The 12,658-nt window shown below is 54.9% G+C and carries 13 protein-coding genes and 1 tRNA gene; 9 read left to right on the top strand and 5 right to left on the bottom strand.

All coding sequences use genetic code 11. The features are described from left to right. Positions 1–108 precede the first annotated feature (108 nt). Positions 109–717 carry a peroxiredoxin-like family protein gene (locus EJ361_RS13290; protein WP_164714219.1) on the bottom strand — a complete coding sequence of 203 codons (609 nt, stop codon included), beginning with the start codon at positions 715–717 and terminating at the stop codon, positions 109–111. A gap of 88 nt (positions 718–805) precedes the next feature. Continuing rightward, complete coding sequence (locus tag EJ361_RS13285; protein ID WP_126246123.1) at positions 806–2,107, bottom strand: spondin domain-containing protein; 1,302 nt, start codon at positions 2,105–2,107, stop codon at positions 806–808. 146 nt (positions 2,108–2,253) lie between these two features. Here EJ361_RS13285 and EJ361_RS13280 point away from each other — a divergent pair, with 146 nt between their 5' ends. From EJ361_RS13280 to EJ361_RS13240, 9 genes are all read left to right on the top strand, one after another. Further along, positions 2,254–2,958, top strand: a complete 705-nt coding sequence (locus EJ361_RS13280) for a response regulator transcription factor (RefSeq protein ID WP_126246122.1) — start codon at positions 2,254–2,256, stop codon at positions 2,956–2,958. Positions 2,959–2,967: 9 nt separating this feature from the next. Then, the gene (locus EJ361_RS13275; RefSeq protein ID WP_126246121.1) at positions 2,968–4,437 is read left to right on the top strand and encodes a HAMP domain-containing sensor histidine kinase; all 1,470 of its coding nucleotides are present in this window, start codon (positions 2,968–2,970) and stop codon (positions 4,435–4,437) included. Positions 4,438–4,558: 121 nt separating this feature from the next. After that, complete coding sequence (locus EJ361_RS13270; protein ID WP_126246120.1) at positions 4,559–4,942, top strand: hypothetical protein; 384 nt, start codon at positions 4,559–4,561, stop codon at positions 4,940–4,942. 251 nt (positions 4,943–5,193) lie between these two features. Further along, positions 5,194–5,424 carry a hypothetical protein gene (locus EJ361_RS13265; RefSeq protein WP_126246119.1) on the top strand — a complete coding sequence of 77 codons (231 nt, stop codon included), beginning with the start codon at positions 5,194–5,196 and terminating at the stop codon, positions 5,422–5,424. Then, positions 5,421–6,230 (top strand): MbnP family protein, encoded by an 810-nt coding sequence (locus EJ361_RS13260; RefSeq protein WP_126246118.1) that lies wholly within the window; start codon positions 5,421–5,423, stop codon positions 6,228–6,230. The genes EJ361_RS13265 and EJ361_RS13260 overlap by 4 nt, the downstream gene beginning before the upstream one ends. Before the next feature lie 4 nt (positions 6,231–6,234). Then, complete coding sequence (locus tag EJ361_RS13255) at positions 6,235–7,281, top strand: cytochrome-c peroxidase (RefSeq protein WP_126246117.1); 1,047 nt, start codon at positions 6,235–6,237, stop codon at positions 7,279–7,281. A gap of 5 nt (positions 7,282–7,286) precedes the next feature. Further along, a complete protein-coding gene (locus EJ361_RS13250; protein ID WP_126246116.1) occupies positions 7,287–7,541 on the top strand; it encodes a hypothetical protein in 255 nt (84 codons plus the stop codon). A 1-nt stretch (position 7,542) separates the two neighbouring features. After that, entirely contained in the window at positions 7,543–8,463 is a 921-nt protein-coding gene (locus tag EJ361_RS13245; protein WP_126246115.1) for a transporter family protein, read from the top strand. 36 nt (positions 8,464–8,499) lie between these two features. After that, positions 8,500–9,123, top strand: coding sequence for an SCO family protein (locus tag EJ361_RS13240; protein WP_126246114.1), 624 nt, complete (start codon positions 8,500–8,502; stop codon positions 9,121–9,123). Positions 9,124–9,213: 90 nt separating this feature from the next. Here the strand turns inward: EJ361_RS13240 and EJ361_RS13235 are convergent, their stop codons facing one another. The 3 genes from EJ361_RS13235 to EJ361_RS13225 form a co-directional block, all read right to left on the bottom strand. Then, positions 9,214–9,993 carry a Fic family protein gene (locus EJ361_RS13235; protein ID WP_126246113.1) on the bottom strand — a complete coding sequence of 260 codons (780 nt, stop codon included), beginning with the start codon at positions 9,991–9,993 and terminating at the stop codon, positions 9,214–9,216. A gap of 78 nt (positions 9,994–10,071) precedes the next feature. Further along, positions 10,072–10,144 (bottom strand) — tRNA-Lys (locus tag EJ361_RS13230). Between the two features lie 99 nt (positions 10,145–10,243). Continuing rightward, positions 10,244–12,658: a penicillin acylase family protein gene (locus tag EJ361_RS13225; protein WP_126246112.1), complete on the bottom strand. Its 2,415-nt coding sequence runs from the start codon at positions 12,656–12,658 to the stop codon at positions 10,244–10,246.

Here is a 12,658-nt window from a genome sequence, read left to right as displayed (position 1 = left end):
GTTTCCCGGAAACCTGCAACGGCCGCACCACCTGGCTGACGAGCCTGTTCACAGGCAATGTCGCGAAGGAGATACTACAACGCAACCGCCATGTACCGCAACCAACGCCTACGGCTTTCCACGAAACGCCTTCGCTTCAGCCAGCAGTTTTTCGCCAGACAAGCGTTCCCTGAAGTCGGGATTAAAATAAACGTAGGTGATCTTCCCTTGCCCATCTAGCAGGAAAACGGCCGGGACCGGCAGTACATCCATATTCAAGCCACCGGATGCGTCCCGGATGATGCCCCGGTAGTTTTCAGGCACTGCAAATGCCAGCCCCATCGCACGGATCAGCTTGCCGGGCGCGTCGGAATACAGTCGGTAACCCAAATCCCACTTCTCTCCGGAAGCCCTTAATTGCTCCGGTGCGTCCGGGCTGACGGCCACCACCTGGTACCCCATCGCCTTCAGGTCTTTTTCCACTACCGCCAGGTCTGCGAGCTGACGGTTGCAATACGGGCACCAGCCGCCCCTGTAAAATACCAGCACGGTAGGCTTCCCGCCCAGCAGGGATTTCATGCCCACCGTTTCTCCCGTAACCGCCGTCACCGAAATATCCGGCACCGGCGCCCCCACGGGCAGGGGCCGTACGTCCGCTGCCGTGGCCGGCAGCGATTGTCCAAAAAGGTGGCTGCTACCCAGGATCAGGCAAGACAGCATCGAAAATATCAGTTTCATCCGCTTTTTTTGTATGTAAGATTTCGTAAAAAAGGAAGGCCACCCGTGGCGGGCGGTCCTTCCCCGATTCGTCATTATTCACCGTTCGTCAATTCGTGATGGTAAACCTGAGGACGGCCCCGGGCGCGGGCACCGGGTACATTTCCCCCGAAACTTCCGTTATCGGCAGGCTTTCCGGCGTTTGCGGGGCTCCGCCGAAGGCTCCCTGGCTATTGCCCGCTCCGGGATATTGGTCCACCGCCGTACCGTTATCGTATAAAGTCACCTTATCGGTCTGGTTGCCGGCTACGCCCGCCATGATGCCGTCTGCGCCAAAGGAATAGAACCAGTCGTTGGAATAGCCGAACATCGTCGCGAACGTGACCCGGTCGCCGGGCTCGAACGAAATCCGCTGTGAGATGCTGCCTCCTGCCGATTGGCCTAAAACCGGGAGCAATACGCCGGTGTTCGCCGCCTTTGCGACATACACATGCCTAACGCCCGCCACCAGTTTCAATGAACTTTCCAGTTTGGACGCGTCGCCTTTCTGCGCCAGGTCTGCCAGCCCCTTGCCGCGGTCTTTCTCCCCGACCATGAACAAGGGGTTCTCGTTGCCCCTGTAAACAACGATCAGTATGGGCGACAACGGGGTCAGGATGCCGGTCTGCATCGCCGCATATTCTGCCAGCATCTGGTTGTTCCCCGATTCAGCCAATGGGGTGAGCCCGTTGGCCGAAGGTTTTCCTGATTCGTATAACGGCATGCCGTTCAGCAAATTGCCGCCCAATATGTTAGATACGGCCCATACGCCAGGGCTGAACGGTGTTTCGTTCGCCGTTCCGCCGGAAACGTTGCGGATGGTAAGGGTAAACCGGGAATTGCCGTCGTATTTCAACATGCATTTCATCAGGCTCGACGCCGGCAGGTATGTATTCCCCTGCGCGTCTGCAGCTCCGACTTCTGCCACGGGCTTGCTTTCCGGCGTACCGGGATGGGTAACGGAAGCGCCGGGCGACTGGTTGACGCGGGAACCGTTGTCCCACAACCGCAACTGGCCGGAAACGTCGCCTTCCAGGGGTTTTCCCATGGCATCGTACAGGGCGATGCCGGGGTTGGCGGGTGCGAAAAAGAGGTCGTTAGACCAACCGTACATCGTCGCAAAAGATACCGCCTGCCCTTTGCCGGCGGAGAAAGAAAAGGCGACTTCCTGCCCCGGGAAAACGACCGGCGGCGTACCTGGCTTCCCAGGGCCCACGAAGGCACCGGATTCCACGAGGTTTTTGGCCTGCAATACGTTTTCTACCATGACCGTTTTTTCCTTCATCATCGGCATGTCGTCGTCTTTGTGGCAGGCGGCAAGCAAAGACACGGAAGTTGCCAGCAGGAGAACGGATTTACCTGTTTTTTCCATGGGAATGTTTTTGGTGAACAATAGCTTTCATATGGCAAATCAACCTGAAAACTGTCCCACCGCCTTCCCGGAAGTATAACAAAAGTATCACGGCGCCATTTTTCTGGCGGGAATTGCCGATTTTCGGTCCATCAATACTGTAAAAAATGCATAAAGTGCTGGTCGTGGAAGATGACCCCAATATCGTGGAGTTGCTCCGTATGCACCTGACCGACCTGGGCTGCGAAGTGAACGACGCCCGTAACGGGTTCGATGCGATGGAAAAAATCCACCAGACCAAATTCCAGCTCATCGTGCTCGACATTATGCTGCCGGGCATCAACGGTATGGAAATTTGCCGGCTCGTCCGCCAGAAAGACCGGGAAACGCCTATCATCTTCCTGACGTCGAAATCGGAAGAGATCGATAAAGTCCTCGGCCTGGAGACCGGTGCAGACGATTACCTGACCAAACCCTTCAGCATCCGTGAATTCCTCGCCCGGGTGAAGGTCATTTTCCGGCGGAACGAACTGCCGAAAGACGCCGGTACGGGCCTGCAATCCGGCGCTGTGCTTCGTTTCGGGGAGCTGGAAGTTGATGTGGACATGCGGAAGGTGACGCTCGGGAAATTGAGGATAGAGTTGTCGCCCAGGGAGTTCGACCTGCTCGTTTTACTGGCATCGAACCCCGGCAAGAGCTATAGCCGGCAACGGTTGCTGAACCTCGTCTGGGGGTATGATTTCGACGGCTACGAACATACGGTCAACTCCCACATCAACCGGCTTCGAAGTAAAATAGAGCCGGATATCGCGGAGCCAAGATATATACTGACGACCTGGGGCGTCGGTTACCGGTTCAATGAAGAAATGTAAATGCCTGTCATGCAAATCAAATGGCCGCGCGGCAACGCGCTATTCTGGAAAATTTCCATCGTTTTTACCGTATGGCTGGTGATCCTGGGGATCGTCTACCTCTTTATGGCCTCCCGGATCTCGCGCCAGTATTATTACGAAGTGAACCAGCAACTGTACGGTAACATCGCTTCGCATCTCGCGTCAACCACGCAGCCGATCCGCAACGGGAAGTCCGACACGGCCGTGATGCACGAGATCATCCATTCCACGATGGTCATCAACCCTTCGGTAGAGGTATACCTGCTGGATAAGGAAGGCGGGATCATCGATTTCGTGGTCCCCAGGGCATCTGTGCTGACAGACCGGGTAGACCTGGCCCCCGTGCAGCATTATATCTCCCAAAAAGGCCGGAACTATATTACGGGCAGCAATCCCCGGCAACCGGGCGAAGCCAGCATTTTTTCCGCGGCGCCGGTCTATGAAAACGGCAAGCTGGCCGGATATGTGTATGCCGTGCTGGCCAGCAAGCTGCAAAGCTCCGCCCTGGAGGGCCGCAACCGCTGGTTCTTCCTGCAACTCGGCAGTATTATGCTCGTACTTACGCTGGTCTCGGCCATTATCGTTGCGATCATCACCTGGCGGCTCATCAACAGCAACCTGCGCAAGGCCGCGGAGGTAGTGCAACGTTTCAAGGACGGCGAACATTCCGCCCGCGTTCCGGAACATGGCGGAGGAAGCCTCGGGGTCCTGACTTCCACGTTCAACCAAATGGCGGATACGATCGTCCGGAACATGGAACAGCTGGCTGCGACAGACAAATTGCGCCAGGAACTGATCGCCAACGTTTCCCACGACCTGCGGACGCCGCTGGCGATCATGCAGGGATATATCGAGACGCTCCAGATCCGGCAAGACCGCCTTTCGCCGGAAGAACAGCAGAAATTCCTGGGCATCGTGCACGACAGTTCCCAAAACCTTTCCCGGCTCGTATCGCAGTTATTTGAATATTCCAAACTGGAGGCTGGTCAATCCGGCCCCGTGCTCGAACCGGTTTTTGTGAGCGAACTGGTGAACGACATCGTCACCAAATACCAGTTGATGGCCCGGAACAAAAACGTGTCGCTGCGCATGGAGGCCCCTCCCGGCCTCCCGCATGTGCTGGCCGATATCGCACAGATGGAACGGGTGATCCAGAACCTGCTGGACAATGCCCTGAAATTCACCCATCCCGGCGGCAGCATCCGGATACTGCTCAGCCAGCGGACCGCCACCCAGATAGAAATCGCCGTTTGGGACGATGGGGACGGCATTCCGCATGAGCAGCAGACACTCATTTTCGAGCGATACAAGCAGCTACCGCAACATGGAGAAAGCAAAGGGATCGGGCTGGGCCTGGCGATCGTCAAGAAAATACTCGACCTCCATCAGACTACGATTTCGATACAAAGCGAGCCTGGCAAGGGGACCACTTTCCGGTTCATGTTAACGGCATGTTGATCTGCAGATAAAAATGCCGGGGCAGGGCATGTCTCGCTCGTGGACAAAATATATGGGACACCCCGAAAAATGATATCAATCATTTCATTTTTATTTGTATTGCGTATTTTCGCACTTCGGAATGAATAACCTGTTCAGATATATCGCGGTGTTCTATGCTCAGGCATTGCTGTTGGTGAAAACCATGGCGCTGCCCATCATGTGCCTGGAATATCAGCTGAATAAGGCTTTCATCGCTGCCAACCTTTGCGAGAACCGCGACAAGCCGATCATGCAATGTGGCGGCAAGTGCCATCTTTCCAAACAGATCGAACGCTCCGGCGAAACACCTGATCCCCAAAGCTCCAAGACGGGCATCAAATCCATTTCCTTCGACATTTACCAACCCGTTGCCGTTCTTCAACTGGACGATGTGGACGGATCTTCCCTTTCTCACCGATCTTTCCAGGACAACAGGTCCGCCGCCGGCTTCGCGCATGGCATTTTTCACCCTCCGATAGCCTGATCCCTTCCCATTACGGATCGTACCATGCCGTAGGTCTGCCTGACCGCGCGCATCGCGATTTTCATTGCATTTCCTTTCCGCTCAACGCCTGCCGGAACTACCGGCACGATTGATTTTTTGCGCTGGATATCCTCCGGTTGCATCGCCATCCCCTTACGGGGCTACGGCATGCAAAAACCGGAACGTCCGGCGCCGGGAGAAGGTATGCCCATACCCATCCATTTCCAACATAAAAATTACCAGCACCTTACATGAAAAAGTATTTACTGCTCACCGCGTCTGCTATCACCTGTCTTTCCGCATGTTCTAAAGACGACGATAAAACCGAATACAACGGCAAAGCCACATTATCGTTCGATGCCCGCGTAGGAGCCGAAGATTTCGAGCTGAATAAAAGTTTCACGATCAGTGGCCGCAATTATCAGTTTACCGGCCTGCTTTGTGTTGACACATTCCAAAACATTGTAAATCCATTCACATGAAATACTTCTCCAACATGATCCTACCCGCTATTGCGAGCCTCCTGATCCTCGCCGCCTGCAGCAAAGAGAAGGAAACCACGCCCGCGGGTAGCAATACCCTGGCGCCGCTGTCTGTCGAGTTCGACAACATCGTCGGCGGACAAAACCTCCAGCTCAATACCGGCGTCTACAAAAACGCCAAAGGTGAAACCTTCTCCGTGAGCATCCTGCAATACTTCATCAGCAACATCAGCGTAAAAAAGGCCGACGGCACCGAGTACGTGGTTCCGCAAGACAGCAGCTACTTCCTCATCCGCGAAAGCGACCCCGCCACCCGGTTCGCGCGGGTAAAAGTACCCGAAGGCGAATACACCTCCCTCACCTTCACGCTCGGGGTAGACAGCCTCCGACACACGATGGACCTCAGCAAGCGAAAGGGCGTCCTCGACCCGGCGGGCGGCATGGAAGACGGCATGTACTGGGGCTGGACGATGGGTTACATCTTCCTGAAGCTGGAAGGCATTTCGTCTGCCGCGCCGGTAGACGGTACCGGGCAGCATAAATACCGCTACCATATCGGCGGCTACGGTTCCCCGAATTTCAACAACATCAAAACCGTGACCATCGACCTGCGCGCCGGCGGCGTGGCCAAAGTGCGCCAGGGCCGCGAAGCCAACATCCACCTGATGGCGGATATCTCCAAAGCGTTCACCGGCACCCATGATTTCAGTATCGCGGAATGGCCGATGATCATGCTCAACGACATCAGCATCAAAATGGCCAATAACTATGCAACGATGTTCCGCCATGACCACACCGAAAACTAATCCCATGCAACGCAGATACTGGTTGATTTTATGCTGCGGCGCGGCCATCGTGATGGCTTGCTCCAAAAAATGGGCGGAACCGCCGAAGAAGGCGTTCGAGGGCTTTTCCCGGCCGGCGAATTTCCCGGAGGCGACCTATCGCTTCGCTAACAACGCCATCACCGAAGCGAAGTTCGAGCTGGGCAGGAAGCTGTTTTACGATCCCCGGTTTTCCAGGAACAATACGATCAGCTGCGGGTCGTGCCATATACAGTCGGCCGGCTTCACACACCACGGCCATGATGTGAGCCACGGCATCGAAGACCGGCTGGGTACCCGCAACTCCCAGGCGATCATGAACATCGCCTGGGGGAAAAGCTTCTTCTGGGACGGCGGCGTGACGAACCTCGACCTGCAACCCATCGTGCCCATCAACAACCCGGTGGAAATGGACGAGACCATCGAAAACGTCATCAAAAAACTCCGGGAGCAGCCGCAATACCCCGGCCTGTTCAAAAAGGCGTTCGGTTCGGAGGAGATCGATACAGAAAGGATCATGAAAGCGCTGTCGCAGTTCATGGTGATGCTGGTGAGCGCCAACTCCAAATACGATAAGGTGATGCGGAATGAAAACAACGAACAGTTCACCGAAGCGGAAGCCCGCGGATATGCGCTGTTCAAAACCAACTGCGCCAGCTGCCACAAGGAGCCGTTGTTCACCGATGAATCGTACCGCGACAACGGTATCGGCGCAGGGCCGAACAACGATCCGGGGCGGTTCGGGGTGACGCAGAACGAAGCTGACCGGTTGAAATTCAAGGTACCGAGCCTGCGGAATACCCTATACACGGCGCCCTACATGCACGATGGCCGCTTCCTCACGCTGGACGCCATCCTCGAGCATTACGCTGAAAACGTCCGCAATACGCCCAACCTCGACCCGGCGCTGAAACAGGACGGCCAACCGGGGCTACCGCTGACGGCGGAAAACCGTGCAGATCTTCTGGCATTCCTGAAAACATTAAACGACCAGCAATTCGTGACCGATCCGCGATTTGCCGAAACATACTGACGGATATGAAACGAAACTGGATTACCGGCAGCCTGGCGCTGCTGCTCTTTTCCTGCGGAAAAGGACATGTGAAGAAGGAAAAATCATCCAGTCACGATCATCATGCCCACGGCTCCATGATGGGCCACTCCCGGCAAAAGGCTGCACCCGTTCAGCGCCTGACGTATACGGTGACGGCCGGTCCGGACACCAGCGGCGTGATCGCGCTCGCCTGGGAAAACATTGAGATACAGCTGCCAGTGGCGGCGCAAAAGAAATGATATGAAAAAGAGACTTTCCATCCTGACGCTGTTCCTGACCTTGACGGTTTCGTCTTTCGCCTGCGACATTTGCGGCTGCGGGGTTGGCAGTTACTACATCGGCATCCTTCCGGAGTTCAGTAAAAAGATCGCCGGCATCCGGTACCGCTACAACACGTTGCGCACCCATATCGGGGCAGGCGGTGCTATTACCTACCTCACCACGGAAGAGACCTACCGCACCGCAGAAGTCTGGGGCGGCTGGACGATCAACAACAAATTCCGCATCATGGGGTATGTTCCCGTGAGCTTCAACGAAAAGCTTAACCAGGGGATTACCACCCGCCGCAACGGCCTCGGAGATGCCGGCGTGCAGGGCTTCTATCAGTTATTCGACAATCGCCGGACCGTCGGCCGCAGGCTGCTGGTACATTCCTTCTGGCTGGGCGGTGGCGTAAAACTGCCTACCGGCAAATACGACGATGCGGAAAAGAACACGGGTTCCGAAAGCGCCAACATCTTCCAGCTGGGCTCCGGCAGTGTGGATTTCACCTTCAACGGGATGTACGACATCCGCTTGCAGGACGCCGGGATCAACATGGCCGCCAGCTACAAAGTGAATACCCGCAACGGAGAAGACTATCGATACGGCAACAAGTTCAGCGCCAATGCGCAGGCGTACTACAAATTCCGTATCCGCAAATTCGTGACCGTGGCGCCCAATGCCGGCATATCATATGAACGGGCTGCGAAAGACGATGATGATGGCTTCTCCGTGGATGTATCCGGCGGATACGCGCTGTTGGGGACATTCGGTGCGGAAGTAACTTTCAGCAAGATCGCGGTAGGCGCGAACTTCCAGGCACCCATGTCCCAGGATCTTGCAGGCGGCTTCGTTAAGGCCAACAACCGCGCGATTGCGCATGTTTCCTTTATTTTCTAATCTTTTTCCGGAACTTGCGGCCGGAGGAACATCAGCATGAAGATGACAAAAGGGGCCAAACTGGCTATCATCGCAATTATCGCCACCACCGTGATCGGGATCGCCAGCCTTACCGTATATATCGTGCAGAGCCGGCAGCAGCTCCCCGTGCTCGGTGAGCCCGGCCACCATGCCGGCTCGTTCGCCTTCATGAACCAGGACGGTCGGACGCTCACCGAAAAGGACGTGGCCGGGAAGGTCACGGTGGTGGAATATTTCTTCACGACCTGCCCGGGTATCTGCAAACAGATGAACCGCAACCTCGACCGCGTGTACAAGGAATTCCGGAACAACCCCGACTTCATGATCCTCTCCCACACCGTAGACCCTGAAATGGACTCCGTGCCGGTGCTGCATGCCTACGCCGCTACCATCGACGCCCTTGGCGGCAACTGGCAGTTCCTGACGGGGAATAAGGATACCCTGTACCGGATGGCGCGGGAGGAATACCTGCTGTCTGTGGAGGATTCGGGGAAGAAGGGCACGGAGGAGGATTTTATCCATACCCAATACGTTTGCCTGGTAGACGGGGAACGCAGGCTGAGGGGGTTTTATGATGCGACGGATAGCGCGAGCGTGGGAAAAATGATCGAGGACGCGAAGATATTGATTAGTGATTAGTTCTTGAGCCCTATGGCAATGCCTGGCGGAGAAGTGGCCTGTCGTGTGGTAACCATAAGCGACTTCGCTTTGCCGGTATTTTCCAAAATGTCACTTCAATATTGCCCCGACTAACATTCGAACAAACGTACCGGCCTTAGAATAATCCAGTTCTTCATACTCCAATCCTAACGCTCTAATATTATCGTAGTATTGACGGTGATGTTCGTAATAGTATTTTTCAGATTGCACGAACCATGCCTTTTCTCCCAACTTTACCGTCAGGAACCACTTTTCCAACAACCTGGCGCTTCGCCCGTTGCCATCTGCCCAAGGATGGATTTTAACAAATACAAGGTGGATCATGCTTGCGAAAAAAAACACTTCCGATATCGACAGATCAGCCTCCTGTAATGTGGTAATGTCGGCATAGAGTTTTTCCATTTCAGCGGGCACATCATACGGAGTAGCTGCTACATATTCAATTTGTCCGTCATTCGTCGTAACGTACATATTCTGGCTTCGGAATTTTCCCTGTGATTTTTCGGGAAGAATATGCCGGGTCAATAATTTATGTGCTTCATTCAATGTTGCGCGAGTGAACGGCGCATTTTTTACGAACTGATAAGCAGTATATAAATCATCTATCTTGCGGGTATAGTCGGGTTGGAATTGGATACCGAAACGCTTATGTTTGATGTAAGAATCCAGCTCAATTTCGGCACCTTCGATCTTACTGGAATATACGGATGCTACTGAAGTATAGAAACTGAATCCATCCGTAGATATTTCGGCATCTACCAACGAAATGAATGCTGCAGACAAAGCGACTTCGTCTATCTCTTCCTTGAAAGAAAGTAACAAGTCCGTGGGTATGATTTGCAGTTTCACTGATTAAATTTAACCAAACAAAACTACAATTGGAGGGAATAAAAAAGGGCTTACAATAATTGTAAACCCTATTCTCTGTGATCCCGCTGGGACTCGAACCCAGGGCCCATACATTAAAAGTGTATTGCTCTACCAACTGAGCTACGGAATCATCCCGTTTCGTTTGGGATTGCAAAGATAGGAATTAAATATTTTCTGCCAAATATTTCATGAATTAATTTCGTTACATCTCCGCAAACCAGCCACCACCCTACTTCCCGGGAGTAAAAAATATTTTCCGCACATTTGCGTCCGCAGATTTGTGTTCGTCATATACGTGCAACGAATAATATTTTCCAGCCACCCAATCATCCACCATATTATCGTAAAACGCACTGCCGGGATTACCGCTTTGGCCACCGGGATAAATCCCCCACCCCTTCGTCTCCTTCCCTAACTCCACGACCATCCGCCACGACGGCCCATGCGTCTTCTTCGTCGCATTCACGATATGCGCCCCGCCACCCGTTTGCAATCCCAAACGCCCGAACGCCGCTATGCTCCTGCTCAGGTGACGGATATCCGTTCCCCGGTCTTTCCCGATCGCCAAATCGCCGCGGGAAGCAATCGCTGCCGCCGTATCCGCCGCATCCTGCAAAGCAACGGTTACAAGTTCCGTCAGCGTTTCGCGGACCGGTGTGCGGATATTGTCGACGAAACGCATCGCACTGTCGCGCATCAGCCAGTACAGCGTGGCTTCTGCATTGGGAATGTGCCAGGCAAGACTGTCTGTCACCGGCATCTCATCGCGCCAGAGTCGGGCATTCAGGTTCTCCCACCAAAGGTTGAACAGCGTCGCGGCTTTGCTGTCTGGCGAAGCCACACCGTCCCACTTGAACAACATCTCCCAATACGGTTTCTGCGCCGCGCTGAGCGCAGTTGGCGCCACAAAATCCGCCAGGAAAGGCATGGCGCTCACCGCGAGGCGGTTGGTGTTGTCGTTTTGCAGGCGCATCAGGTCTTCCGGCGTAATGTTTTGCATCGCCGTCAAACGCTCCTGAATCTGCAACCCGCGATAGATCGAATAATAACCGAACATGTGATACGGGAACGTACTATCCGCCGGGTGCTGATTGGCCGATTGCACAAATCCCTGTGCAGGGTTCTGTACGTGCGGGTTTTCGTTCATCGGGATGTATCCCTGCCAGGCAAACGTACTGTCGCCGCCGGGCATCACGAATTTCCCCTGGTCTTTCCAGCGGAGCGGATGTTTCCCGTTGTTCCAGATAGCGATACCCTCTTCCCTGCTGGCAAATAAAAAGTTTTGCGCGGGGCAGCTCCAGATCTGCAACGCATTCGTATAATCAGCGTAGTTCTTCGCGCGGTTGAGGCGGTAAAGGCTCAGCAGCTCGTTCGACCGGTCGTGGGCCGTCCACCGCATGGCGAGGTACCCATTGCCGAAACCATCGCCGCCGAAGCCGGGATCGTAGATCACCGGACCCCAAACGGTATAAGCCACCGTGTCGCGGAAGGGCTCGCGGCCTTTGATGCGGATCTCTTCCACGCGCATATCCGCTTTCCGCCACTCGCCGTTGAAGCGGTATTCGCTTTTCCCGTTCCGGAAATCCATCGTATAATAATCCAGCACGTCCATATACCCGTTCGTCAGCCCCCAGCCGATATGATCGTTGAAACCGATGATGACGCCGGGCGCGCCGGGAATGGAAACCCCGTACACGTTCACTTCGGGCGTATGGATCTGCATTTCGTAAAATATCGAAGGAAGGGATAACGAAAGATGCGGATCGTTCGCCAGGATGGGCGCGCCGTTCTTCGTTCTGGACGCCGCCACGGCCCAGTTGTTGGAACCGTTGTCCGGATCGGGTCGCGATCCGGGATCGAAAGCGCCAATCCCGGCCGTTACGATACTGTCCGGCGGCGCCACGGCTTTTTTCGTGGCCGCGGCGAAAGGCGTGCCCACCGGAACGATGGGCGCTATCACGTCGGGCCAGTCGGGATAAAGCTGGTTGAAAATTTCCTTCCCGTAACGCTTGCGGGCGTTGGAATAGGCGATGTCATCGCCGGACGACGCCAAATCGTATGCCATGTATTTGATGAGGAGGGCGGATTTTAGTTTGGTCCAGGGTTCCGGCGCGTAGCCCAGCAGCTTGTATTCCAGCGGGTAATCGCGTTCGCGGAGGGTTTGGATGTATGCGTTCACGCCATCTGTATAAGCGTCTGTGATCAGTTTGGAAACCGGATCGGCGTCCATGGCCTTCACGGCCTGTTCAGCGCCGTATGTGAGCCCTTCCCGGCGTTTCTGCCGGTCGTACTGCAGGAGCCCTTCTCCCAGTATCTCGCAAAGGCGGCCGGCGGCGGCGTGGGTTTGCAATTCCATCTGCCAGAGGCGGTTGGTGGCGTGCAGGTAACCCTGGATGTAATAAGCATCGTAATCGTTCCGCGCAAAAACATGCGCAACCATCCGCTCGTCGAACCACACGCTGGCAGAGTCTTTGAGGGCCGGCAGCGAGATTTGGGAATCGGACGATGTGAGGCCCGCGGGCTCGGCATGCACCCAGAATCCGTGCTGTGGACTGAACAGCATCCCGAAGGCAGGCTTATTGGCAAAACGATGATTGAGCGCCCAGACGAGGGCGATGGTTAGCAGTAAAGGAAGGATTCTCAT

The sequence above is a fragment of the Chitinophaga rhizosphaerae genome (assembly GCF_003958645.1).
GTDB classification, from domain to species: domain Bacteria; phylum Bacteroidota; class Bacteroidia; order Chitinophagales; family Chitinophagaceae; genus Chitinophaga; species Chitinophaga rhizosphaerae.
The sequence above is the reverse complement of the archived record's forward strand: the minus strand, read 5'-3'. Positions and strand labels throughout refer to the sequence as shown.

Coding starts and splice junctions, on each gene's coding strand:
- EJ361_RS13290 (WP_164714219.1), bottom strand. CDS start 717: ATGAAACTGATATTTTCGATGCTGTCTTGCCTGATCCTGGGTAGCAGC.
- EJ361_RS13285 (WP_126246123.1), bottom strand. CDS start 2,107: ATGGAAAAAACAGGTAAATCCGTTCTCCTGCTGGCAACTTCCGTGTCT.
- EJ361_RS13280 (WP_126246122.1), top strand. CDS start 2,254: ATGCATAAAGTGCTGGTCGTGGAAGATGACCCCAATATCGTGGAGTTG.
- EJ361_RS13275 (WP_126246121.1), top strand. CDS start 2,968: ATGCAAATCAAATGGCCGCGCGGCAACGCGCTATTCTGGAAAATTTCC.
- EJ361_RS13270 (WP_126246120.1), top strand. CDS start 4,559: ATGAATAACCTGTTCAGATATATCGCGGTGTTCTATGCTCAGGCATTG.
- EJ361_RS13265 (WP_126246119.1), top strand. CDS start 5,194: ATGAAAAAGTATTTACTGCTCACCGCGTCTGCTATCACCTGTCTTTCC.
- EJ361_RS13260 (WP_126246118.1), top strand. CDS start 5,421: ATGAAATACTTCTCCAACATGATCCTACCCGCTATTGCGAGCCTCCTG.
- EJ361_RS13255 (WP_126246117.1), top strand. CDS start 6,235: ATGCAACGCAGATACTGGTTGATTTTATGCTGCGGCGCGGCCATCGTG.
- EJ361_RS13250 (WP_126246116.1), top strand. CDS start 7,287: ATGAAACGAAACTGGATTACCGGCAGCCTGGCGCTGCTGCTCTTTTCC.
- EJ361_RS13245 (WP_126246115.1), top strand. CDS start 7,543: ATGAAAAAGAGACTTTCCATCCTGACGCTGTTCCTGACCTTGACGGTT.
- EJ361_RS13240 (WP_126246114.1), top strand. CDS start 8,500: ATGAAGATGACAAAAGGGGCCAAACTGGCTATCATCGCAATTATCGCC.
- EJ361_RS13225 (WP_126246112.1), bottom strand. CDS start 12,658: ATGAGAATCCTTCCTTTACTGCTAACCATCGCCCTCGTCTGGGCGCTC.